The sequence below is a fragment of the Streptomyces sp. NPDC056527 genome (assembly GCF_042794475.1).
GTDB lineage: Bacteria > Actinomycetota > Actinomycetes > Streptomycetales > Streptomycetaceae > Streptomyces.
In genome coordinates, this window is sequence record NZ_JBHTTQ010000017.1 from 48,968 (window position 1) to 71,222 (window position 22,255).

The window sequence follows — 22,255 nt, forward strand, 5'->3', positions numbered from 1 at the left end:
AGGGGGTCCGGCCACCCTCCGGTCACGTCAGCTTCACCGGGTTGACGATGTCCGCGGCGAGGACGAGGAGCGTGAAGCAGACGAACACTCCCGCCACCACATAGGCCGCCGGCATCAGCTTGGCCACGTCGAACGGGCCCGGGTCGGGGCGCCGGAAGATCCGCGCGGTGTGGCGGCGCACGGACTCCCACAGGGCGCCCGCGATGTGTCCGCCGTCGAGCGGGAGCAGCGGCAGCATGTTGAACAGGAACAGCGAGACGTTGAACATGACGACCAGCTGCAGGAAGAAGACCAGGATCGTCTGCGGGGGCGCGTCGATGTTCATCAGCTCGCCGCTGATGCGGGCGGCCCCGACGACGCCGACCGGGGAGTCGGCCTTGCGTTCGCCGTCGCCGAAGGTGGCGTCCCACAGGTCCGGGATCTTGCCGGGCAGGGCGAGCACGGACTCGGCACCGGCCTGGAGCTGGTCGGTCATGCGGGAGGCGGACTCGCCGAAGGTGAGCGGGACGACCTCGCGGCCGGACTCGAAGCCCAGGTAGCCGGCGGTGACGTACTGCAGCGGCTGGACGACCTTGCCGTCCGCGTCCTTCTTGAGCACCTTGTTCTCGAGGAGCGTGGCCTTGAGGTCCGTCTCCTTGCCGTCCCGCTGGACGGTGACGGTCGCGGCCCCGGTGGTGGCGCGGATGCGGTCGGAGAGGGTGTTCCAGTCCGAGACGCGTTCGCCGTTGAAGGCGACGATGCGGTCGCCCTTGAGGAGTCCGGCGGCCTTGGCGGGCGACTCGGGGTCGCTGGCCTTGCAGGTGTCGCGCTTCTCGCTCTGGTCGATGACGCAGTTGGTGACGCCGGCGACCTTGGTGGTCTGCGTCTCGAACCCGACGGCCATGGCGCTGCCGAAGAACAGCAGCACGGCGAGGATCAGGTTCATGAACGGGCCGGCGAACATCACGATGACGCGCTTCCACGGCTTGCGCGTGTAGAAGAGCCGGTTCTCGTCGCCGGGCTGGAGCTCCTCGAAGGAGGCCTCACGGGCGTCCTCGATCATGGAGCGCCACGGGGAGGTGGAGCGGGCCTCGATGCGGCCGTCCCTGCCGGGAGGGAACATCCCGATCATGCGGATGTAGCCGCCGGCGGGGATGGCCTTGATGCCGTACTCCGTCTCGCCCTTCTTCCTCGACCAGATGGTGGGGCCGAAGCCGACCATGTACTGCGGCACACGGATGCCGAAGAGCTTGGCCGTGGAGAGGTGGCCGAGCTCGTGCCAGGCGATGGAGACGAGCAGCCCCACCGCGAACAGCGCGATGCCGAGGAGCGTCAGAAGTACGGTCATGCGCGCGCCTCCGCGGTTGCGTTCACTGCGAGTTCTGCGAGTTCACGGGCCCGGGCGCGGGCCCAGGTCTCCGCTTCGAGGACGTCCGACACCGTGAGGGAGGTTCCCTGGGTGGGCTTTCCGTGTTCGGTGACGACTGCCGTGACCGTATCCATGATTCCGTTGAACGGCAGCCGTCCGGCGAGAAACGCCTCCACGCACTCCTCGTTGGCGGCGTTGAAGACGGCGGGGGCGGTGCCGCCCAGTTCGCCGACGTGCCGGGCCAGGCCCACGGAGGGGAACGCCTCGGTGTCGAGCGGGAAGAACTCCCAGCTGGACGCCTTGGTCCAGTCGAAGGCGGGGGCGGCGTCCGGGACGCGCTCGGGCCAGCCGATGCCGACGGCGATCGGGCCGCGCATGTCCGGCGGGGTGGCCTGGGCGAGGGTGGAGCCGTCGGTGAACTCGACCATGGAGTGGACGTACGACTGGGGGTGGACGACGACCTCGATGCGGTCGAAGGGGATGTCGTAGAGGAGGTGGGCCTCGATGACCTCCAGGCCCTTGTTCACCAGGGTGGCGCTGTTCACCGTGATCACCGGGCCCATGGCCCAGGTGGGGTGGGCGAGCGCGTCCTCCCGGGTGACATGGGCCAGCTCTTCCCTCGTGCGGCCGCGGAAGGGGCCGCCGGAGGCGGTGACGACCAGCTTGCGGACGTCGGCGCGGGTGCCGGCGGCGAGGGCCTGGAAGAGGGCGGCGTGCTCGGAGTCGACCGGGATGATCTGGCCGGGCTTGGCGAGGGCCTTGACCAGCGGGCCGCCGACGATCAGCGACTCCTTGTTGGCCAGGGCGAGGGTGCGGCCGGCTTCGAGGGCGGCGAGCGTGGGCGCCAGGCCGATGGATCCGGTGATGCCGTTGAGCACCGTGTGGCAGGGCGAGGCGGCGAGCTGGGTGGCGGCGTCGGCCCCTGCCAGGATCTCGGGCAGGGGCTCGGCGCCGTACAGCTCCTTGAGCGCGTCGCGCAGCTCGGGCACCACGTCCTCACGGGCGACGGCGACCGCCGCGACCTTCAGCCGGTGCGCCTGCTCGGCGAGCAGCCCGACGCGGCCGCCGGAGGCGGCGAGGGCGGTGACCCGGAACCGGTCGGGGTTGCGCAGGACCAGGTCGATGGCCTGGGTGCCGATGGATCCCGTGGAGCCGAGGACGACGATGTCCCGGCGGCCTTCGACCGGTGCGAAGACGATGTGCGGGTCGGCGAGAGGAGAGGGGCGGTCGCTCATGCCCCCCATTCTTGCCGCAAAGACTGTGCGGTCTTCACGGGGTGCCTCCCGTGGGTGTCTTCGCCCGTTGTGGTCACTCGGCGGAGGCGGCCGTTCCGAAGGCCTCGCCGAAGGCCCGGTGGAAGTCCGGGAACGTCTTCCGCACGCAGCCGGGGTCGTCGAAGGTGATGCCGGGGGTGCGCAGCCCGGTGACGGCGAAGGACATGACGATCCGGTGGTCGCCGTGGGTGGCGATCTCGGCGGGGCCCGCCGGGGTCCCGGGCCGGATCTCGATCCAGTCGTGGCCGGTCGCGACCTCGATGCCGAGGCGTCGCAGGTTCTCGGCGCAGGCGTCGAGGCGGTCGCACTCCTTGACGCGCGTGTTGGCGACGTCCTCGATGCGGACGGGTCCGTCGGCGAAGGGCGCGAGGGCGGCGAGGGTCGGCATGGTGTCGGAGATGTCGCGCATGTTGACGGTCAGACCGCGCAGCGTTCCCGTGCCGCGGACGGTGGTGGCCGTGTCGGTGATCTCCACGTCGGCGCCCATCCGGCGCAGGACGTCGACGAAGCCGAGGTCGCCCTGGAGCGCGCCGGTGCCGAGGCCCGGAACGGTGACGGTACGGCCGGGCCGGAGGGCGGCGGCGGCGAAGAAGTACGAGGAGGTGGAGGCGTCGGGCTCGACGGGGTAGGTGGCCGCCTTGTAGCCGGTGGGGGCGACGGTGTAGGTGCGGTCCTGCCGGGTCACCTCGGCGCCGAAGGCACGCATCATCGCGAGGGTGATCTCGACGTACGGCTCCGAGACCAGGTCGGTGACGGTGATGGCGAGGCCCTCGGCGGTCAGCGGGCCGAGCATGAGCAGCGCTGTCAGGTACTGGGAGGACTGGCCGGCGTCGAGGGTGAGCGCGCCGCCCTTGATGCCCTGGGCGGCGACGGTGAGCGGGTGGTGGCCCTCGTTCTCCTCGTGGCGGAGGTCGACGCCGAGGGTGCGCAGGGCGGTGGAGAGGGGGCCGAGGGGGCGGCGGCGCATCTGGGGCGAGGCGTCGAAACGGAAGGTGCCGTGGCCGGCGGCGGCGAGGGTGGGAAGGAAGCGGGCGGTGGTGGCGCCGTCGCGGCAGTACACGTCGGCGGTGTCCACGGCGGGACCCGCGGGCCGGCCCTCGATGTGCCAGGCCCCCGGCTCCTGCCGGACCTCGTATCCGAGGGTCCTCAGCCCTTCGGCGAATCCCTCGGTGTCGTCGGAGCGGAGCGGCCGGAGGAGGGTGGTGGTCCCGTCGGCGGCGGCGGCGAGGAAGAGCGCGCGGGCGGTGACGGACTTGGAACCGGGAATCTCTATGACGGTCACGGGACCATCCTGCCGTGGCTTCCCCCGTCGTGGGCCGTCGTTCCGCAGGACGGGACGCCTGCGGCGCGACGGCCCGCGCCCGCCGGTCAGGGGATCTTGCGGTGGACGTTCTCCTCCGTCGAGGCGCCCGGGGCCGCGTCCGCGATCCAGGGCCCGTCGTCGCTCGGGTCGACCACTCCCGCCTCCAGCCACTCGAAGCGGCCGGCGAGGACCCCGTCGACGACCCGGCGGTCCAGGTCGTCCGTGTTGGACCAGAGGCGCCCGAAGAGCTCCTCCACGCGCAGCCGGGACTGCCGGCAGAAGGCGTCGGCGAGCGCGTACGCCTCCTTGCCGTGGTCGTCGGTGTTCCGCAGCAGGTCCGCCCGTACGCACGCCGCGCTCATCGCGAAGAGCTCGGCGCCGATGTCCACGATCCGGCCGAGGAACGCCTGCTTCAGCTCCATCCGGCCCTGCCAGCGCGACATGGCGTAGAAGGTGGACCGGGCGAGCTTCCTCGACGTCCGCTCCACGTACCGCAGATGGGTCGCGAGGGGGCCGAACTCCCGGTACGCGCCCGGCACCTGTCCCTGTCCCGCGACGAGCTTCGGCAGCCAGCGGGCGTAGAAGCCACCGGCCCGCGCACCCGCCTTCGCCTTGTCGCCGAGCGACTTCTCCGGGTCGATGATGTCGCCGGCGACGGCCAGATGGGCGTCGACGGCCTCGCGGGCGATGAGCAGATGCATGATCTCCGTCGAGCCCTCGAAGATCCGGTTGATCCGCAGGTCCCGGAGCAGCTGCTCGGCCGGTACGGCCCGTTCCCCGCGCGCCGCCAGCGAGTCGGCTGTCTCGTAGCCGCGCCCGCCGCGGATCTGGACCAGTTCGTCGGCGATGAGGCAGCCCATCTCCGAGCCGTAGAGCTTGGCGAGCGCCGCCTCGATGCGGATGTCGTTGCGGTCCTCGTCGGCCATCTGCGAGGAGAGGTCGACGACCGCCTCCAGGGCGAACGTGGTGGCCGCGATGAAGGAGATCTTCGTGCCGACCGCCTCGTGGCGTGCGACCGGCTTGCCCCACTGCTCCCGTACGGCCGCCCATTCGCGGGCGATCTTCAGGGCCCACTTCCCGGCGCCGACGCACATGGCGGGGAGCGAGAGCCGGCCGGTGTTCAGCGTCGTCAGCGCGATCTTGAGGCCGGCGCCCTCCGGGCCGATGCGGTTCTCGGCGGGGACCCGGACGCCGTGGAAGCGGGTGAGGCCGTTCTCGAGCCCTCGCAGGCCCATGAAGGCGTTGCGGTGCTCGACGGTGACGCCGGGCGAGTCCGCCTCGACGACGAAGGCGGTGATGCCGCCCCGGTGGCCCGGTGACGCGGGCACGCGCGCCATGACGACGAGCAGGTCGGCGACGACCCCGTTGGTCGTCCAGAGCTTCACCCCGTCGATGACGTAGGCGTCGTCGCCGTCCGGTACCGCCGTGGTGGCGAGCCGGGCCGGGTCGGAGCCCACGTCGGGTTCGGTGAGGAGGAAGGCCGAGATGTCGGTGGTGGCGAGGCGGGGGAGGTAGGTGTCGCGCTGTTCCTGGGTGCCGAAGATCTTCAGCGGCTGGGGAACGCCGATGGACTGATGGGCCGAGAGCAGCGCGCCGATCGCGGGGCTCGCGGAGCCGACAAGGGCGAGGGCGCGGTTGTAGTAGACCTGGGTGAGGCCGAGCCCGCCGTACTTCGGGTCGATCTTCATCCCGAGGGCGCCGAGTTCCTTGAGACCGGTGACGACCTCGTCGGGGATGCGGGCCTCGCGCTCGATCAGCCGGCCGTCGATGCGCGTCTCGCAGAAGACGCGCAGCTTGGCGAGGAATGCCTCGCCGCGCCGTACGTCCTCCTCGGACGGGAGCGGATGGGGGTGGATGAGGTCCAGTCGGAAGCGGCCGAGGAAGAGTTCCTTGGCAAAGCTGGGTTTGCGCCAGTCCTGCTCGCGCGCTGCCTCGGCGACCTGCCGGGCCTCGCGTTCGGTGACCTTGGGCCGCTGGGTGGGTGCGGACATGAGGAGCTCACCTCGCCGCTCGTAGGGGGGCCTTGTGGCTACTCGTCCGTAGTACCCGATTTCCGGGCGGACCGATAGACGAGAAGACGGCCGGAGCCCCCGCACAGTGGGCTCCGGCCGTCGGTCTCAGGGTTCCGTACGAGTTCGTACGGACTACTGAATACGGGTTACAGCGCCAGGCCCGTGAGGACCAGGACCCGCTCGTAGGTGTAGTCGTCCATGGCGTACTTGACGCCCTCGCGGCCGACGCCGGACTTCTTGGCGCCGCCGTACGGCATCTGGTCGGCACGGTAGGAGGGGACGTCGCCGATGATCACGCCGCCGACCTCCAGCGCGCGGTGGGCGCGGAAGGCGGTCTGCAGGTCGTGGGTGAAGACGCCGGCCTGGAGGCCGAAGTCCGAGTCGTTGACGGCGGCGAAGGCCTCGGCCTCGCCGTCGACCTTGGCGATGGTGAGGACCGGGCCGAAGACCTCGGCGCGGGCCAGGGTGACGTCGGCCGGGAGGTCGGTGAGGACGGTCGGGGCGTAGGTCGCGCCCTCGCGCTTGCCGCCCGCGAGCAGCTTCGCGCCGGCCGCGACGGCCTCGTCCACCCAGCCCTCGACGCGCTTGGCGGCGTTCTCGTCGACGAGCGGACCGACGTCGGTGGTGTCGTCCGCCGGGTCGCCGGTGACCTGCGCCTCGACGGCGGCGACGACCTTCGGGACGAGCCGGTCGTAGACGGAGGCGTCGGCGATCACGCGCTGCACGGAGATGCAGGACTGGCCGCCCTGGTAGTTGGAGAAGGTGGCGATACGGCTCGCCGCCCAGTCCAGGTCCTGCTCGGACGCCCAGTCGCCGAGGACGACGGCGGCGGCGTTGCCGCCGAGCTCCAGGGTGCAGTGCTTGTGCGGCACGGACTCCTGGATGGCGTAGCCGACCTTGTCGGAGCCGGTGAAGGAGATGACCGGGAGGCGCTCGTCCTTCACGAGGGCGGGCATCCGGTCGTTCGGCACGGTGAGGACGGACCAGGAGCCGGCCGGCAGGTCGGTCTCGGCCAGCAGCTCGCCCAGGATCAGGGACGAGATGGGGGTGGCCGGGGCCGGCTTGAGGATGATCGGGGCACCGACGGCGATGGCCGGGGCGACCTTGTGGGCGCTGAGGTTCAGCGGGAAGTTGAACGGCGCGATGCCGAGGACGACGCCCTTGGGGATACGGCGGGTGATCGCCAGCCGGCCGACGCCACCGGCCTCGGTGTCGAGGCGCTGGGCCTCGCCGCCGTTGAAGCGGCGGGCTTCCTCGGCGGCGAAGCGGAACACGGATACGGCGCGGCCGACCTCGCCGCGGGCCCACTTGATGGGCTTGCCGTTCTCGGCGGAGATGACCTGGGCGATCTCCTCGGTGCGCTCGGCGAGACGCTTCGACACGTGGTCGAGGGCGGCGGCGCGGACGTGCGCCGGCGTCGCGGCGAACTCGTCGACGACGGCGTGCGCGGCGGCGACGGCCTCCTCGACCTGGGCTTCGGTGGGCACGCTGACCTTGCCGACCAGACGTCCGTCGAAGGAGTTCGTGACGTCGAAGGTGGCCTCGCCGGTGGCCTCGCGGCCGGCGAGCCAGAAGGCGTGGGTGGTCGTCATTGCGTCCCGGCCCTTTCCGTATCGGGGGTGCGAGCGATCGCTCTCGTGCCACGTTAGGGCGAAGCGGGCGGAGTGGCGCTTGTCCGCCGTGGAGTGGTGCGCGGGGCGTCCTGTCCGCTTTGGCGGAAGGCGGCCCCGGCCCTCACCGGCCCACGATGATCATCCCCGCCGTTCCGTCGAGACGATGAGACAGACCCCGCCCACGACGATCGCGCCACCGAGCGCGATGGGCCAGGTCAGGGCCTCGCCGAGGACGAGGGCGCCGAGGAGCACCGCGACGACCGGGTTGACGTAGGCGTACGTGGCGACCAGGGAGAGCGGGGCGGTCTGGAGGAGCCAGGCGTAGGCGGTGAAGGCGATCAGCGAGCCGAAGAGGACGAGGTAGCCGAGGGCGATCCAGGAGCGGCTGGAGACCTCGCCGAGGTCGAAGCCGTGGTGCTCGCCGCGGACCAGGGCGACGGCGAGTCCCCCGAGGCCGCCGGCGAACATCTCGTACGCGCTGGCGGAGAAGGGGTTGGCGGGCATCGGGAGCCGGCCGGAGGAGTAGGAGCCGATCGACCAGAGGAGCGCGGCGACGACGACGAGGACCACGCCGCCGATCCTGACCTCGCCGCTGAGGCCGGGGAGGGTGAGGACGCCGAGGCCGACGAGACCGAGGGCCACTCCGGCGAAGGCGCCGCGACCGGGACGCTCACCGGCGGACGCGCGCAGGACGACGACCCAGGCGGGCACGCTCGCGACGAGCAGCGCGGCGAGGCCGGAGGGGATGTCGGTCTCGGCGAGGACGACGAGCGCGTTGCCTCCGACGAGCAGCAGCAGGCCGACCAGGACCGCGGATCCCAGTTGGCGCGGGGTCACCTTCAGCGCGGCGGGACCCTGCCGCCAGGCGATGATCACGGCGAGCAGCAGACCGGCGGCGACGTACCGGATCCCCGCGGAGAGGAACGGCGGCATCGTCTCGACGACGATCCGGATCCCGAGGTAGGTGGACCCCCAGACGACGTACACGATCCCGAGGGCGAGCCAGACGGCGCCGGAGATGCGGCGGGGGGCGCCTCCGGGGGCGGCGGGTCGGGAGGTGCGTTCCTCGGAGGCGGGATCGGCCGCGGGGCTTGTCATGACCAGGAGAGTAGGGAGTTCCAGGGCGAATGATCAATGATCCTGCCCGTCATCGGGCAGGATCGGCGCATTCGAGGCGGTGGCGCCGGCGGAACGGGTCTACCGCTCCTCCGCGTCCGCCCCGGTCGCCTTCAGCGCCAGCCACAGCTCCATCCGGACGTCCGGGTCGTCCAGGGAGCGGCCGAGGATCTCCTCCACCCGGCGCATCCGGTAGCGAAGGGTGTGGCGGTGGACGCCCAGGTCGGCCGCCGCCGCGTCCCACTGGCCGTGGCGGGAGAGCCACGCCCGCAGGGAGGCCACCAGGTCGCCGCGGCCCGTGGCGTCATGCTCGTACAGGGCGCGGAGCATCCCGTCGGCGAAGGCGCGGACCGCGTCGTCGGCCAGCAGCGGCAGGACCGAGCCCGCCGCCAGGTCCTCGTGCTCGACCAGCGCCCGGCCGCGCCTGCGCGCCACCGACAGCGCCTGTTCGGCCTGCTTGTACGCGGTCGCCGCTGCGATCGGCCCGGCCGGCGCCGAGAGGCCGACGACGACGCCGGTCTCCTCCGCGTCCCGCTCCGTGTACCTCTCGCAGGCCGTGACGACCGCCCCGCCGTCCCCGGCGAGGACCAGGAGCCGCTCCTCGCCCTCCGGAACGGTCAGGACCGTCTCGCCCGCGCGGGCGGCGGCGGACTCCAGCTCCTCGGCGAGCACCGGAAGCGGCGGTTCGCCCTCCCGTTCCCCCGCCGCCGTCTCGGCGATCAGCAGCCGGAAGGGCGCGTCGAGGAGGCCGCCGTACAGGTCGCCCGCCACCGCCCGGGCGTGGTCGGGCTGGCCGGACAGCATCATCCGCAGCACCGCCGCACCCAGCCGCGCCTCGGCCGCCTGGAGCGAGCGCGAGCGTTCCGTGGTGAGTGTCAGCAGGGCGATCGCGGAGTGCACCGCGTACCGCTCCGCCGTCCCGAGCGGCGCGCCGGTGCCGACCGCGAGGGCGCCCCTGACCCGCCGTCCGGTTCCCAGCGACTGGAGCTCCACCCGGTCGTCCGTGCCGCCGACGACCGCGCTCGCGGGCGCGGGCCGCTCCCGGAGCCGTTCGACGTCGGGCGTGAGGCGGGCGGCCCGGCGGGTCGCCCACTCGGGCGAGACGGCGAGGACGGTGCCGGAGGTGTCGTACAGCGCCGCCCAGCCGTCCACATGGGCCGCGAGCCGCGCGATCACCGCGTCCGGGCCCTCGGCGAGCGCGGCGCGGGTCAGCTCCCGCTGGGCCTCGAAGCCGGCCGTCACGGCCCGGTACTGATCGGCCGCGATCGCCGCCGAGACGGCCTTGCTGATCGCCAGGAACGGGGTGCGCCGGGGCACTTCGAGGAGCGGCAGCCCCTCGGCCCCCGCCGCGTCCACGAGGGGCTGCGGGATGTCCTCGTAGTTGACGCCGATGGCGAAGCCGAGCCCCACCACGCCCGCGGCGAGCAGCCGCCGGACGTAGCGGCGCATCGCCTCGGAGTCCTCGGCGTCCAGGGTGAGCGCGGTGGTGAGCAGCAGCTCGCCGCCCTCCATGTACGGGACGGGGTCGGCGAGCTCGCTGACGTGGGCCCAGCGCACGGGGGTGTCGAGGCGGTCCTCACCAGCGCGGACGGTGAGCTTGAGCGCCGAGTGCTGGACGAGTGAGGCGAGGGTGGGCGGCATTGGGGACCGTCGGACCTTTGGGGAGGGGGCGCCGCTCAGCCGAGCGGCGCCCTCGATTGTGCCAGGGCCCGCCGGTGGCCGCTCCGGCTCCGCGTCGGCTCCGCCTCAGCTCCGCAGATCCACGAGAAGGGGCGGGGTGTGCTCGCCCCGGACATGAGTGAGGGAGAGGACGGCGTGCCCGGCGGGGACGGAGTGGGCGAGGTCGGAGGCCGACCAGCGCTCGCGCTCCACCTCCCGTACGGTCACGGCCTCCGCGGTCGTCGCCTTGCCGGTCACGAGGCGCCGCATGAAGTGCAGGGCCTTGGTGAGGGGCTCGTCGGAGATGATCTGCCGGTTGGTGACGTCCCGGGTCTGCACCCATTCCGTGCCCCAGGTCTCGGCGAACCGTCCGCCGTCCCAGGGCGCGATCCCGGCGAACGCCATCCGGCAGCCGACCGCCCCGAGCAGCGGCCCCCGCAGCGCCTCGGGCACGTCCTCCAGACTGCGCAGCGCGAGGACGACGCCCGCGTTGGCGGAACGGAGCCGCTGGATTGCGCGTACGGAGTCACCGGTGACGGTGTACGTGGCGTCGTCCAGGACCAGGCAGGCGAAGAGGGAACGGTCGCGGCGGGCGAGGACGGCCTCGGCGAACTGGGCGAGCAGCAGCCGGGAGACGATCCGGGAGGCTTCGGCGTGGCCGCGTTCGGGGAGGTCGACGCGGACGCGGAGGGGGTGCTCGACGGCGCGGAGGGAGAACTGCGGCTTGGCTCCTTCGGAGTCCTCGGTGCGGAAGAAGCGGGCGAAGGCGGGGCGGTCGAGGAAGGCGATGCGTTCGGCGAGGAGGACGCCGACGTCGTCGCCGCGATCGGCCTGGCGCTGCCGGGCGTCGAGCTCGCGCAGCTGGGCGGGGTCGCCGGCGACGGCCTCGCGCAGCGCGGCGAAGGCCCCGGGCGTCCCGCCGAGCAGCTCGCGCAGCTCGGGCACGCCGGGGAAGCGCCCGTGCGCGGCCCGGAACGGCCCGATCAGCTGGGCGAGCGCGGTGGCGGCGCGCCGGCTGTCGGCGGCGAGGTCCCCGACGAGCGCCTCGGCGAGGATCCGCGCGGCCTCGTCGGGATCGTCGGCGCCGCCGTACAGGTCGAGGTCGTGCGTGGACTCGGCCCGCCCGACGGAGACGACGACGTCGAAGCCTTCGTCGGGGCCGAGCGCGGTGCCGTGGGAGGTGACGGCGACGACGGCGGCACGGTTGGCGAGCGCCTGAAGACAGAGCGACTCGACCACGGGCCGCACGAGCCGCACGGTCTTCCCGGCCCCGGCCGGCCCGACAGCCACCAACGAGGTCCCGAGCAACCCGGGCTCGAGCGCCACACCGGTGGTGCGGCGGGGGTAGGGGTTGCGCTCGCCAGGATGAGCGGTGCCGATCTTCACCTGGTGCGCGTAGAGGTCGTGGCGTGCCGACCGCAAGGGCAGGTCGCGGACGCCGGACGGGTGCGCGAAGGCGGCCGCGCCATGACGGAGCACGGCGTCGACGAAGGGGCCGAGGCGCGAGGGGTTGATCTGGACCGTGTGCCAGGCACGCACGATCCTGGCGTAGTCGACGTCGCCCATCCGGCCCGACCGAGCCTCCTCGGCCAGCCGGTCGGCCACCTCCGCCTGCCCGGCGGCACGCAGCTGCCACCACTGCGCGGGGTCCTCGGGGGAGCCTTCCAGAACGGGACGCGGGGGCTTGGGGCCCGCGTCGGCGCGGCGTACACCGAAGAGCGGCAGCAGATAACGGCGGCCCACCTCGCCCCACCGGCCGACGCGGTAGAAGAAGGCGACCAGACCCACCAGCAGGGCGATGTCGATGATGCCGCCGATGATCCCCTTGACCACCGCGTTGTCGCTGAGCTTCACCAGGGCGCTGGTCCAGTACAGCGGGTCCAGCCAGTAAGGGATGTAGTAGTTGGCGTGCAGCGACCACAGCAGGAGACCGGCGAGGAACGAGATCAGGGCACCGCTCAGGAGTTGCCGCCCGGGCACGTCGTCGGGCGCTTCGGCCGGCCGTGGCACATGTCCGTAGCGCCAGACGCCGGGCTCGGCCTCGGGGCGCGGTACACGCAGCCAGGTACCCAGGGAGGTTCCGTGCGTGGGCGCGTGGGCGGGCGGCGGCGGTAGGGCGGGGCCCTGGTGCGGGGGGCCGGGCGGCACGGGCGGACCCGCCGGGCGCGGGACCGCGCTCCCCCGCGTGTCGCGTGACTCGTACGTGCCTTCGGTCTCCATGAAACCCCTGCCCCCTGACCAGCCGGGTCGCCGCATCTGTGCCACCGTCAATCTAGTGGGCATGGGACGCCGCGGAGCGGTTTCGCGGCCGCCATGTCCACACCGGACAACGACACACCCCCCAACACTCCCGATCGGCGCATGCCCACGCCCCTCCCCCGCGCCTAGCCTGCGGAAGAAACCCACAAGTGCGTCCAGAACACCCCCAGGAGCCCCGCATGAACGCTGTCCCGCAGGAGCGGCGCGTCGTCACCGCCATCCCCGGTCCGAAGTCGCAGGAGCTGCAGGCCCGCCGCCTCGACGCCGTGGCCGGCGGCGTGGGCTCCGTGCTGCCCGTCTTCACCGCGAAGGCCGGCGGCGGCATCATCGAGGACGTCGACGGCAACCGCCTGATCGACTTCGGCTCCGGCATCGCCGTGACCTCCGTCGGCGCCTCCGCCGAGGCCGTCGTCCGCCGCGCCGCCGCGCAGCTCGCCGACTTCACGCACACCTGTTTCATGGTGACGCCGTACGAGGGTTACGTCGAGGTCTGCGAGGCGCTCTCCGAGCTGACCCCGGGCGACCACGCCAAGAAGTCCGCGCTGTTCAACTCGGGCGCCGAGGCCGTCGAGAACGCCGTCAAGATCGCCCGTTCGTACACCAAGCGCCAGGCCGTCGTCGTCTTCGACCACGGCTACCACGGCCGTACGAACCTGACGATGGCGCTGACCTCGAAGAACATGCCGTACAAGCAGGGCTTCGGCCCGTTCGCGCCCGAGGTCTACCGCGTGCCGGTCGCCTACGGCTACCGCTGGCCCACCGGCGCCGAGAACTGCGGCCCCGAGGCCGCCGCCCAGGCGATCGACCAGATCTCCAAGCAGATCGGCGCCGAGAACGTCGCCGCGATCATCATCGAGCCGGTCCTCGGCGAGGGCGGCTTCATCGAGCCGGCCAAGGGCTTCCTGCCGGCGATCGTGAAGTTCGCCAACGACAACGGCATCGTCTTCGTCGCCGACGAGATCCAGTCCGGCTTCTGCCGCACCGGCCAGTGGTTCGCCTGCGAGGACGAGGGCATCGTCCCGGACCTGATCACCACCGCCAAGGGCATCGCGGGCGGTCTGCCGCTCGCCGCCGTCACCGGCCGCGCCGAGATCATGGACTCCGTCCACGGCGGCGGCCTCGGCGGCACCTACGGCGGCAACCCGGTGGCCTGCGCCGGTGCGCTCGGCTCCATCGAGACCATGAAGGAGCTCGACCTCAACGCCGCGGCGAAGAAGATCGAGTCGCTCATGAAGGCCCGTCTGGCCGCCATGCAGGAGAAGTACGAGATCATCGGCGACATCCGCGGCCGCGGCGCCATGATCGCGATCGAGCTGGTCAAGGACCCGGCGACCAAGGAGCCGAACCCGGAGGCCGCGGGCGCGCTGGCGAAGGCCTGCCACGCCGAGGGCGTGATGGTCCTGACCTGTGGCACCTACGGCAACGTGCTGCGTTTCCTGCCGCCGCTGGTGATCGGCGAGGACCTGCTGAACGAGGGTCTCGACGTCATCGAGAGCGCGTTCGGCCAGATCTGACGCCTCTTCGGCGCAGGGTGTGAAGAAGGTGTGGGGGGCCGATGGCGGGATGGAGTTCCGGCTGTCGGTCCCCCTTTCTCTGCCGTACGGTTTCTGCAGATGAGAGAAACACCTCGCTCACAGGAGACTGCGGGCGACAACAGGGCGGAGCCTCCCCAGCCCCGCCTTGATCGTGCCTTCGCGCACACCACTGGAGCCTCCGGCTCCGGAACTCCTCACCGATCGGATGGCCGCTCGCCCCACACCCCCCGGGGCGCGCGGTGGCCCGGTCAAGGCGGCCTCCCCGGAACCACCCCCCCTGTTCCGGGGAGGCCGGCTGTCTTCTCGGCGGTCGTGGCTCTCGCCCTCGTCACCTGGCAGGTCCTCGTCGGGGGCCCTCTCGCCCGGCTCGACGAACGCCTCTCGCGCGCTCTCGTCGACACCGTTCCCCGACGGCTCTCCGAACTCGGCGCCGATCTCGGCAATATGACGGTCGCCCTTCCGGTCCTCGTGTGCGCGATGGCGTACGCGATCCTCCGCGGCCGGCGCGCCCAGGCTCTGTGCGCGGGGGTCACCATGGCGCTCGTACCGGCCCTCGTCCTCCCCCTGAAGGAGTGGACCGCCCGCCCGGGCCCCTTGGAGCCCTGGGCCGCGGGCTACTACCCGTCGGGCCACACGGCGACGGCGATGGTGGCGTACTTCGGCGCCGCGTTCCTGGTCTCGAACCGTCTCGTCCCGGTGGCCGCCGTCCTGACGGCGCTGACGGGCATCGGCCTGATCCTGCGCGGCTACCACTGGCCGCTGGACGTGCTGGCCTCGCTCGCCCTGTGCGTGCCCCTGCTCACCTGGCCTGTCGTAGCCGAACGGTACGGTCGCCCTTCACGTTCGTGACCGACGATCCGGAGAGCGGGATGACGATTCAACGGCCGGGACTGCCAGGAGACTTGCCGTCCCCGGAGCTGCTGTGGGCACGCTGGGCGCTGGTCGCCGCACTGGAGGCGACCACCGAGGCGGAGGAGAGCAAGAGGTACCGGACCGGCCACTGGATCGACGAGGAGGGCCTCCACCTCGACGACTGCGGCTGCACCTGGTGGACGTTCTCCCGCGTCGGCGAGGGCCGGTACGTGCTGTTCGGCGAGGACGAGTCGAGCGGCGTCAAGTGGCACGAGACGCCGATCGACATGCTGGCGGGCGGCCCCGACTGGCTCCCGTACGAGGAGCTGCGCGACCGGCTCGCGGGGAACGAACTGGGCTGTGTCTACTGGTACGAGAACGGCGCCTGGGCCCGCGCCCCGTACCCCGACGACCTGGACGACGACGGCCTCGACTGCGGCATGAGCCGCTTCGTCGACCGGGACGACGCCCTGCGCCTGCTGAACGATCACATCCGGCACGACGGGCCGGATCCGGAGCTCCTCATGGAGCACGCCGAGGGGTACCGGCTGACGCCCGAGCTGCTGGAGTCCTACGCCGCCCCGGAGGACGGGAGCGCCCCGGACCTCCCGGCCATGGGCCGGGCCCTGCGCCGCGCCGGGCTGGAACCGCGCACGGCAGCCACGGCCGGCTGAACGCGCGCCGCGGCCCGGTCGGCCACGCGAGCGATCGCGTGACCGACCGGGCAGGTCGCCCACCGGGCTCGGCCCGCCGGGCGTCCGACTACCGGCCCGGCTCGCCGGGCAGGCCGTCCACCGGAGTTGCCCCGCCGGGCATCCGACCACCAGCACGACTCCCGGGCAGGCCGTCCACCGGCGCGGCTCGCCGCGCAGGCCCTCGACCCGCCGTCAGCTCCAGCGGTAGGCGTCGAAGTTCCGGCTGAACTCCCAGCCGTTGAACCGGTCCCAGTTGATCGACCAGGTCATCAGCCCGCGCAGCGCGGGCCAGGTGCCGTGGGTCTGGTAGGTGCCGCAGTTCGTCTTCTTCGTCAGGCAGTCCAGGGCCTTGTTCACCTCGGACGGTGTCGTGTGGCCGTTGCCCGCCTGGGTGGAGGCCGGGAGGCCGATGGCGACCTGTTCGGGGCGGAGCGCCGGGAAGACGCGCTCGGTGTTGCCGGCGACCGGGAAGCCGGTGAGCAGCATGTCGGTCATCGCGATGTGGAAGTCCGCGCCGCCCATGGAGTGGTACTGGTTGTCGAGGCCCATGATCGAGCCCGAGTTGTAGTCCTGGACGTGGAGCAGGGTGAGGTCGTCGCGCAGGGCGTGGATGACCGGGAGGTAGGCGCCGGCGCGCGGGTCCTGGCCGCCCCAGGGGCCGGAGCCGTAGTACTGGTAGCCGAGCTGGACGAAGAACGTCTCCGGCGCCATCGTCAGGACGAAGTCGGAGCCGTACTTGGCCTTCAGGGACTTCACCGCGGAGATCAGGTTGACGATGACCGGGCTGGTCGGGCTGCGGAAGTCGGTGTCACCGGTCTGGAGCGAGAGGGAGTGGCCCTCGAAGTCGATGTCCAGGCCGTCGAGTCCGTACTCGTCGATGATCTTCGAGACGGAGGAGACGAAGGTGTCGCGGGCGGCCGTGGTGGAGAGCTGCACCTGGCCGTTCTGGCCGCCGATGGAGATCAGGACCTTCTTGCCGGCGGCCTGCTTGGCCTTGATCGCCGCCTTGAAGTCCGCGACGGACTCCACGTTCGGGCACTCGGTGGCCGGGCAGAGGGAGAAGCGGATGTCACCGGAGGTCACCGAGGTCGGCTCGCCGAAGGCGAGGTTGATGACGTCCCAGGAGTCGGGGACGTCGGCCATCCGGGTGTAGCCGGAGCCGTTGGCGAAGCCGGCGTGGAGGTAGCCGACGAGCGCGTGGGCGGGGAGGTCGCCGCCGGGGTTACCTCCGCCGCCGGAGGTCGTGGTCGCGGAGACCGCGGCGGACCTGGCCGACTCGCCCGCGCTGTTCACGGCCGAGACCTGGAAGGAGTACGAGGTGGAGGGCGTGAGGCCGGTCGCGGTGTACGAGGTGCCGGTGACGGTCCCCGCCAGGGTTCCGCCGCGGTAGACCTTGTACGACGTGGCGCCCGCGACGGCGGGCCAGGACAGCGGCACGGAGGTGGAGGTCGGGGAGCCCGCGGTGAGCCCGGTGGGGGTGGCCGGTATCTGGACGGGGTCTCCGCCGGGGCCGATCAGGGAGACGTCGTCGGCGTGGTACGCGCCGGTGCCGTACCAGCCGTGGGTGTAGATCGTCACCGAGGTCGTCGAGGCCCCGGTCGTGAAGGTGGTGTTCAGCTTCTGCCAGTCGGGGGCGGACTGGGTCCAGGTGGAGACGTCGGTGGTGCCGGTTCCGGACGCGCCGAGGTAGACGTAGCTGCCGCGCACCCAACCGCTCAGCGTGTACGCGGAGTTCGGCTTCACGGTGACGGTCTGGGAGCACTTGGCGTGGTCGCTGCCCGCGGGGGTCGCCTGCAGCGCCTTCGTCCCGCTGCGCACGGGTGACGCGACGACGGCTCCGCTGCCCGCCGCACAGCTCCAGCCGTCGAGCCCCGATTCGAAGCCGCCGTTGCGTGCGAGTTCGGTGTCGGCGGCCTGGGCCACGGGGGTGAGGGAGACGAGTCCGCCGGCGGCGAGGACGCCCGCCAGCAGAAGGGTGAGAGGTCTGGTGCGGTCCACAACTGCCTCCGGGGGTGGGGGAATCGAGGTGGAGCGCGCCACAGCATGGTCCAGACCAATCAAGTGGTCAAGACCTCTGCCCCCCTTCCCCCCGGGCCAGTCGGCCCGCCGCCTCGTGCATCGCCAGCTCCAGGAGAGAGGCGTCGTTGAGCGTCCCGCTTCCGTCGGGCGGGATCAGCCAGCGCACACCCCCGGTGGCCCGCCCCGGGTAGGGGACGACGATCCAGGTGCCGCGACCGGCGCTGCGCACCCCCGTACCGAGCCAGCGCGCGGCCGTGCCGGGCGGCACGAAGAACCCCGTACGGGCCTCGCCGAAGTCGGCGAGCACCGGCCCGGGCCGCGCCACCAGCCGGGTGAGCACGTCGAGCGTGGGGCAGCCGAGCTCCCCCGGCAGGATCAGCACGTCCCAGCGCCTGCCCGCGGGCAGCAGCGCCACCCCGTGCGGGTTGCGCTCCCATTCCCAGCGGCAGGCGTCGGGATCCGGCGCCACCGACGCCAGCCATTCCACTGCGGTCCTGGCCCCCGAAGCGGTCATTGCCTTGGCCTCCATTCCGTGTGCGGACGCGACGTCCACACACAGAGAGCGGGGTCGGCGACGATCATTACGCGGGTTCGGGCCATGGGTTGGTAGTGAACTGGGTCACATCGCGACCGACTGGTGTGCGCGGGGGCGCACACCCGGCGCACACCCCGGGTCCGGGGTCGGCCGGGACGCGCCCGATCGGGTGGACGGCGGCGGGCCGGGTCGGCGGCGTCCGCCGCCCGCCCGCACGCACGTGTTCGTATGGGCCTCCGCACCACGCTCACCACGGGAGTATTCATGCCGTTCCCGCCGTCATCGGGTGCCGCACCCGGCAGTCGAAGCTCCGGCAAGAAGAAGGGGCTGCTGTGGCGGCTCGGCGCGTGGTCGGCACGCCATTTCGTCATCGTGATCGCCGGGTGGATCGTCGCGCTGGCGGGACTGTTGGTCCTTCAGCACGCGTACGGCGGTGAGTACTCCGACAACTACTCCCTGCCCGGCACCCAGTCCCAGGAGGGGCTCGACGTCCTCCGGGAGCACGAGCCGGCGGCCGGCGGCTACAGCGCCCAGGTGGTGCTGTACGACTCCGCGAAGCCGCTCACCGAGGTGAGCGACCAGATCTCGTCGACGGTCACCGCCCTCGGGAAGCTGCCGGAGGTCCTCAGTGCGCAGAACCCGCTGCCGGCGCCCGGCACCACACCGCCGGCCCCGCCCCCGGGCACCCCGAACGTCGGACCGCTCTCGACGGACGGCAAGACCGCGTACATCACGATGCGCTTCAGCGTCCAGCCCTCGACCCTCGGCGACGACTACCTGGATGGTGTGGACAGCGCGGTGGAGCCGCTGCGCGCCGCCGGTGTCGAGGTCGAGTACGGCGGTTCGCTGGGCGAGCTGGCCCGGCCCGAGGCGGACGACCGGACCAGCGAGGCGATCGGTTTCGGGGTCGCGATCGTCGTACTCCTGATCGGCTTCGGCAGTGTGCTGGCCGCCGTGCTGCCGCTGGTCACCGCCCTGTTCGCGGCCCTGTGCGGAATCGCGGTGCTCGGGCTGCTCGCCTCCGTGTGGACCTTCGCGACCGTCTCACCGACCCTGGCCACGATGATCGGCATCGGTGTCGGCATCGACTACGCGCTCTTCCTGATCACCCGTCACCGCCAGCTGCTGATGAACGGCGTGGACCCGGTGACAGCCGCCGGGACCGCCGCCGCCACGAGCGGCCGGGCCGTCCTCGTCTCGGGATGCACCGTCATCATCGCCCTGTCCGGGCTGTGGGTCTCCGGGCTGACGTTCATCGGCCTGCTCGGTCTGGCGGCGACCTCCACCGTGGTCACCGCCGTGATCGGCGCGCTGACGCTCGTACCGGCGATGCTCGGTCTGATCGGGCGGCGGATCGACAAGCTGAGGGTGCGCACCCCGGTCGCCGAGACCAACGTCGAGGAGGGCGAGGAGACCGGCACCTGGCACCGCTACGCGCTGCGGGTGGAGCGGCGCCCCTGGTGGTTCCTGACCGCGGGCGTCGTCGCCCTCGTCATCCTCGCCATTCCCATGTTCTTCATGCAGCTCGGGCACATCGGCGACGGCGCCGATCCGAAGTCCTTCACCGACCGGCGCGCCTTCGACCTGATGTCCTCGGCCTTCGGGCCCGGCTCCAACGGTCCGCTGACCGTGGTGATCGACCAGTCCTCGGTGCCCGCCGCCGACCGGTCCGCCCTCGCCTCGCAGGCGCAGAAGGCCCTCACCGGGGTCCCGAACGCCGCCCTGATCACGCCGCTGCAGCCGACCTCCGACGGCGACGTCCTGCTCGGCACCGCCTACTCGGTCGCCGCGCCCCAGGACGAGCGGACGACGCAGCTGGTCAACGACCTGACCGACACCGTCCTTCCGAACGCGGTCGACGGGACCGTGGCCACCACGTACGTCACCGGCACGACCGCCGCCCAGGTCGACTTCCTCGACATCGTCTCCAGCCGGCTGCCGCTCATCATCGCCGTGGTCGTGGCCCTGGCGTTCCTCGTCATCCTGGTGGTCTTCCGCGGGCCGCTCGTCGCCGCCAAGGCCGCCATCCTCAACCTGCTCTCGATCGGCGCCTCGTACGGAGTGGTGGTCGCCGTCTTCCAGTGGGGCTGGGGAGGCCCGGCGCTCGGCGTCTCCGGAAAGGTGCCGATCGAGAGCTACGTGCCGATGATGATGTTCGCCATCGTCTTCGGTCTGAGCATGGACTACGAGATCTTCCTGCTGTCCCGCGTCCACGAGGCATGGCTGCGCACCGGCGACGCCAAGGCGAGCGTCGCGCATGCCCTGGAGATCACGGCCCGGGTCATCACCTGCGCGGCGCTCATCATGGTCAGCGTCTTCGCTGCCTTCATCGTCAGCGACAACATCGTGGTGAAGATGCTGGGTCTCGGCCTGGCGGCGAGCGTGCTGATCGACGCGACGATCGCTCGTCTGCTCCTGGTGCCCGCAGTGATGACCCTGCTCGGGCCGAAAGCCTGGTGGACCCCGCGCTGGCTGGACCGCATCCTGCCGCACCTGGACACCGAGGGCGAGGGCGTGCTGGCCGAGACGACCGCGAACAGCTCGGCGGGGCCACGGCAGAAGCCGTGACCCCGCCGACCGGACCGCCTGACCGGGGCTAGCTGTCGAAGCCCAGGCCGAGGCGGTCCATCGCCTTCAGCCACAGATTGCGGCGGCCGCCGTTCTCGTCGGCCCGCGCCATCGACCACTTGGTGATGCCGATGCCGGCCCAGGCGATCGGCTCCGGCGGGAACGGAAGCGGCTTGGAGCGGACCATCTCCAGCTCCGTACGCTCCGTGCGCTCACCGGCCAGCAGGTCCAGCATCACATCGCCGCCGAAGCGGGTGGCGCCGACACCGAGGCCGGTGAAGCCCGCGGCGTAGGCGACCTTGCCCTGGTACGCCGTGCCGAAGAAGGCGGAGAAGCGCGAGCAGGTGTCGATCGCGCCGCCCCAGGCGTGGCTGAAGCGGAGCCCCTCCAGCTGCGGGAAGCAGCGGAAGAAGTGCTCGGCGAGCTTCAGATACGTCTCCGGGCGGTTGTCCATCTCGGCGCTGAGCCGGCCGCCGAACTGGTAGATCGCGTCGTAGCCGCCCCACAGGATCCGGTTGTCGGCGGTGATCCGGAAGTAGTGGAACTGGTTGGCGGAGTCCCCGAGTCCCTGACGGTTCTTCCAGCCGATCGCGGCGAGCTGCTCGGGGCTGAGCGGCTCGGTCATCAGGGCGTAGTCGTAGACCGGGACGGTGTAGTGCCGGACCCGCTTGACCAGCGAGGGGAAGACATTGGTGCCGAGCGCGACCCGGCGGGCGAGGACCCTGCCGTACGGGGTGCGCACGCCCATGCCCGCGCCGACGGAGACGAGGTCGAGGCCGGGGGTGTTCTCGTAGATCCGCACCCCGAGGTCGGCGCAGGCCCGCTTCAGGCCCCACGCCAGCTTGGCGGGGTTGAGCATCGCGACGCCGCGCCGGTCCCACAGGCCGCCGAGGAAGGTCGGGGAGTCGACCTCCGCGCGGACGGCGTCGCCGTCGAGCAGGTCGAGGCCGTCCGCGAGACCGAGCCGCTCGATCTCCGCGTACACCTCCGTGAGTTCCTCCATCTGGTACGGCTCGGTGGCGACGTCGATCTCGCCGGTGCGCTCGAAGTCGCAGTCGAGCGAGTAGCGGGCGACCGCCGCCTCGATGGCGTCGAGGTTGCGCTCGCCGAGCTCCTCGAGCTTCGGCAGCTCGCCCGGCCAGCGGGCGAGTCCGTTGCCGAAGCCGTGGGTGAGGGAGGCGGCGCAGAAGCCGCCGTTGCGGCCCGAGGCGGCCCAGCCCACCTCGCGGCCTTCGATCAGGACGACGTCCCTGGAGGGGTCGCGCTCCTTGGCGAGGAGCGCGGTCCACAGTCCGCTGTATCCGCCGCCGACGACGAGAAGGTCGCACTTCTCGGTGCCGGTGAGGGCGGGCAGCGCTCCGGGCTTGCCGGGGTCTTCCAGCCAGAAGGGGACGGGCTGGGCGTCGGAGAGAGATTGTGCAGCGAGACGCATGGCGACTGGGGCCATGGTTTCCAACTCCTTCAGGG

General features: G+C 72.0%; 15 protein-coding genes. 4 read left to right on the forward strand and 11 right to left on the reverse strand.

Features of this window, described 5'->3' with window-relative positions; translation table 11 throughout:
- Positions 1-22: 22 nt before the first annotated feature.
- The 8 genes from ACFQ7Q_RS12315 to ACFQ7Q_RS12350 form a co-directional block, all read right to left on the reverse strand.
- Positions 23-1,327 carry a M50 family metallopeptidase gene (locus ACFQ7Q_RS12315; protein ID WP_383553015.1) on the reverse strand — a complete coding sequence of 435 codons (1,305 nt, stop codon included), beginning with the start codon at positions 1,325-1,327 and terminating at the stop codon, positions 23-25.
- Positions 1,324-2,583 carry a 1-deoxy-D-xylulose-5-phosphate reductoisomerase gene (gene dxr / locus ACFQ7Q_RS12320; RefSeq protein ID WP_383553018.1) on the reverse strand — a complete coding sequence of 420 codons (1,260 nt, stop codon included), beginning with the start codon at positions 2,581-2,583 and terminating at the stop codon, positions 1,324-1,326. The genes ACFQ7Q_RS12315 and dxr overlap by 4 nt, the downstream gene beginning before the upstream one ends.
- Positions 2,584-2,656: 73 nt before the next feature.
- The gene (aroA, locus tag ACFQ7Q_RS12325; RefSeq protein WP_383553021.1) at positions 2,657-3,904 is read right to left on the reverse strand and encodes a 3-phosphoshikimate 1-carboxyvinyltransferase; all 1,248 of its coding nucleotides are present in this window, start codon (positions 3,902-3,904) and stop codon (positions 2,657-2,659) included.
- Positions 3,905-3,990: 86 nt separating this feature from the next.
- Positions 3,991-5,916, reverse strand: coding sequence for an acyl-CoA dehydrogenase family protein (locus ACFQ7Q_RS12330; RefSeq protein WP_383553024.1), 1,926 nt, complete (start codon positions 5,914-5,916; stop codon positions 3,991-3,993).
- Positions 5,917-6,083: 167 nt separating this feature from the next.
- Entirely contained in the window at positions 6,084-7,529 is a 1,446-nt protein-coding gene (locus ACFQ7Q_RS12335) for an aldehyde dehydrogenase family protein (RefSeq protein WP_383553027.1), read from the reverse strand.
- A gap of 159 nt (positions 7,530-7,688) precedes the next feature.
- Entirely contained in the window at positions 7,689-8,648 is a 960-nt protein-coding gene (locus tag ACFQ7Q_RS12340; RefSeq protein WP_383553030.1) for an EamA family transporter, read from the reverse strand.
- Between the two features lie 99 nt (positions 8,649-8,747).
- A complete protein-coding gene (locus ACFQ7Q_RS12345) occupies positions 8,748-10,307 on the reverse strand; it encodes a PucR family transcriptional regulator (protein WP_383553033.1) in 1,560 nt (519 codons plus the stop codon).
- 105 nt (positions 10,308-10,412) lie between these two features.
- Positions 10,413-12,545 carry an ATP-binding protein gene (locus ACFQ7Q_RS12350; protein ID WP_383553036.1) on the reverse strand — a complete coding sequence of 711 codons (2,133 nt, stop codon included), beginning with the start codon at positions 12,543-12,545 and terminating at the stop codon, positions 10,413-10,415.
- A gap of 218 nt (positions 12,546-12,763) precedes the next feature.
- Here ACFQ7Q_RS12350 and gabT point away from each other — a divergent pair, with 218 nt between their 5' ends.
- From gabT to ACFQ7Q_RS12365, 3 genes are all read left to right on the forward strand, one after another.
- Positions 12,764-14,098, forward strand: a complete 1,335-nt coding sequence (gene gabT / locus ACFQ7Q_RS12355) for a 4-aminobutyrate--2-oxoglutarate transaminase (protein WP_383553040.1) — start codon at positions 12,764-12,766, stop codon at positions 14,096-14,098.
- Between the two features lie 333 nt (positions 14,099-14,431).
- Entirely contained in the window at positions 14,432-14,968 is a 537-nt protein-coding gene (locus tag ACFQ7Q_RS12360) for a phosphatase PAP2 family protein (protein WP_383553043.1), read from the forward strand.
- A gap of 53 nt (positions 14,969-15,021) precedes the next feature.
- Complete coding sequence (locus tag ACFQ7Q_RS12365; protein WP_383553046.1) at positions 15,022-15,645, forward strand: hypothetical protein; 624 nt, start codon at positions 15,022-15,024, stop codon at positions 15,643-15,645.
- 213 nt (positions 15,646-15,858) lie between these two features.
- Here ACFQ7Q_RS12365 and ACFQ7Q_RS12370 read toward each other — a convergent pair whose 3' ends face one another.
- Positions 15,859-17,664, reverse strand: a complete 1,806-nt coding sequence (locus tag ACFQ7Q_RS12370) for a chitinase (protein ID WP_383553049.1) — start codon at positions 17,662-17,664, stop codon at positions 15,859-15,861.
- 67 nt (positions 17,665-17,731) lie between these two features.
- Entirely contained in the window at positions 17,732-18,199 is a 468-nt protein-coding gene (locus tag ACFQ7Q_RS12375; RefSeq protein ID WP_383553052.1) for a hypothetical protein, read from the reverse strand.
- A gap of 285 nt (positions 18,200-18,484) precedes the next feature.
- On the opposite strand from ACFQ7Q_RS12375, the gene ACFQ7Q_RS12380 reads away from it, so the two are divergent.
- On the forward strand, positions 18,485-20,788 hold the full coding sequence (locus tag ACFQ7Q_RS12380; protein WP_383553055.1) for an MMPL family transporter: 2,304 nt from the start codon (positions 18,485-18,487) through the stop codon (positions 20,786-20,788).
- Positions 20,789-20,816: 28 nt separating this feature from the next.
- Here the strand turns inward: ACFQ7Q_RS12380 and ACFQ7Q_RS12385 are convergent, their stop codons facing one another.
- Positions 20,817-22,235, reverse strand: a complete 1,419-nt coding sequence (locus ACFQ7Q_RS12385) for an NAD(P)/FAD-dependent oxidoreductase (RefSeq protein ID WP_383553058.1) — start codon at positions 22,233-22,235, stop codon at positions 20,817-20,819.
- Positions 22,236-22,255: the final 20 nt, after the last annotated feature.

Coding starts and splice junctions, on each gene's coding strand:
- ACFQ7Q_RS12315 (WP_383553015.1), bottom strand. CDS start 1,327: ATGACCGTACTTCTGACGCTCCTCGGCATCGCGCTGTTCGCGGTGGGG.
- dxr (WP_383553018.1), bottom strand. CDS start 2,583: ATGAGCGACCGCCCCTCTCCTCTCGCCGACCCGCACATCGTCTTCGCA.
- ACFQ7Q_RS12330 (WP_383553024.1), bottom strand. CDS start 5,916: ATGTCCGCACCCACCCAGCGGCCCAAGGTCACCGAACGCGAGGCCCGG.
- ACFQ7Q_RS12335 (WP_383553027.1), bottom strand. CDS start 7,529: ATGACGACCACCCACGCCTTCTGGCTCGCCGGCCGCGAGGCCACCGGC.
- ACFQ7Q_RS12340 (WP_383553030.1), bottom strand. CDS start 8,648: ATGACAAGCCCCGCGGCCGATCCCGCCTCCGAGGAACGCACCTCCCGA.
- ACFQ7Q_RS12345 (WP_383553033.1), bottom strand. CDS start 10,307: ATGCCGCCCACCCTCGCCTCACTCGTCCAGCACTCGGCGCTCAAGCTC.
- ACFQ7Q_RS12350 (WP_383553036.1), bottom strand. CDS start 12,545: ATGGAGACCGAAGGCACGTACGAGTCACGCGACACGCGGGGGAGCGCG.
- gabT (WP_383553040.1), top strand. CDS start 12,764: ATGAACGCTGTCCCGCAGGAGCGGCGCGTCGTCACCGCCATCCCCGGT.
- ACFQ7Q_RS12375 (WP_383553052.1), bottom strand. CDS start 18,199: ATGACCGCTTCGGGGGCCAGGACCGCAGTGGAATGGCTGGCGTCGGTG.
- ACFQ7Q_RS12380 (WP_383553055.1), top strand. CDS start 18,485: ATGCCGTTCCCGCCGTCATCGGGTGCCGCACCCGGCAGTCGAAGCTCC.
- ACFQ7Q_RS12385 (WP_383553058.1), bottom strand. CDS start 22,235: ATGGCCCCAGTCGCCATGCGTCTCGCTGCACAATCTCTCTCCGACGCC.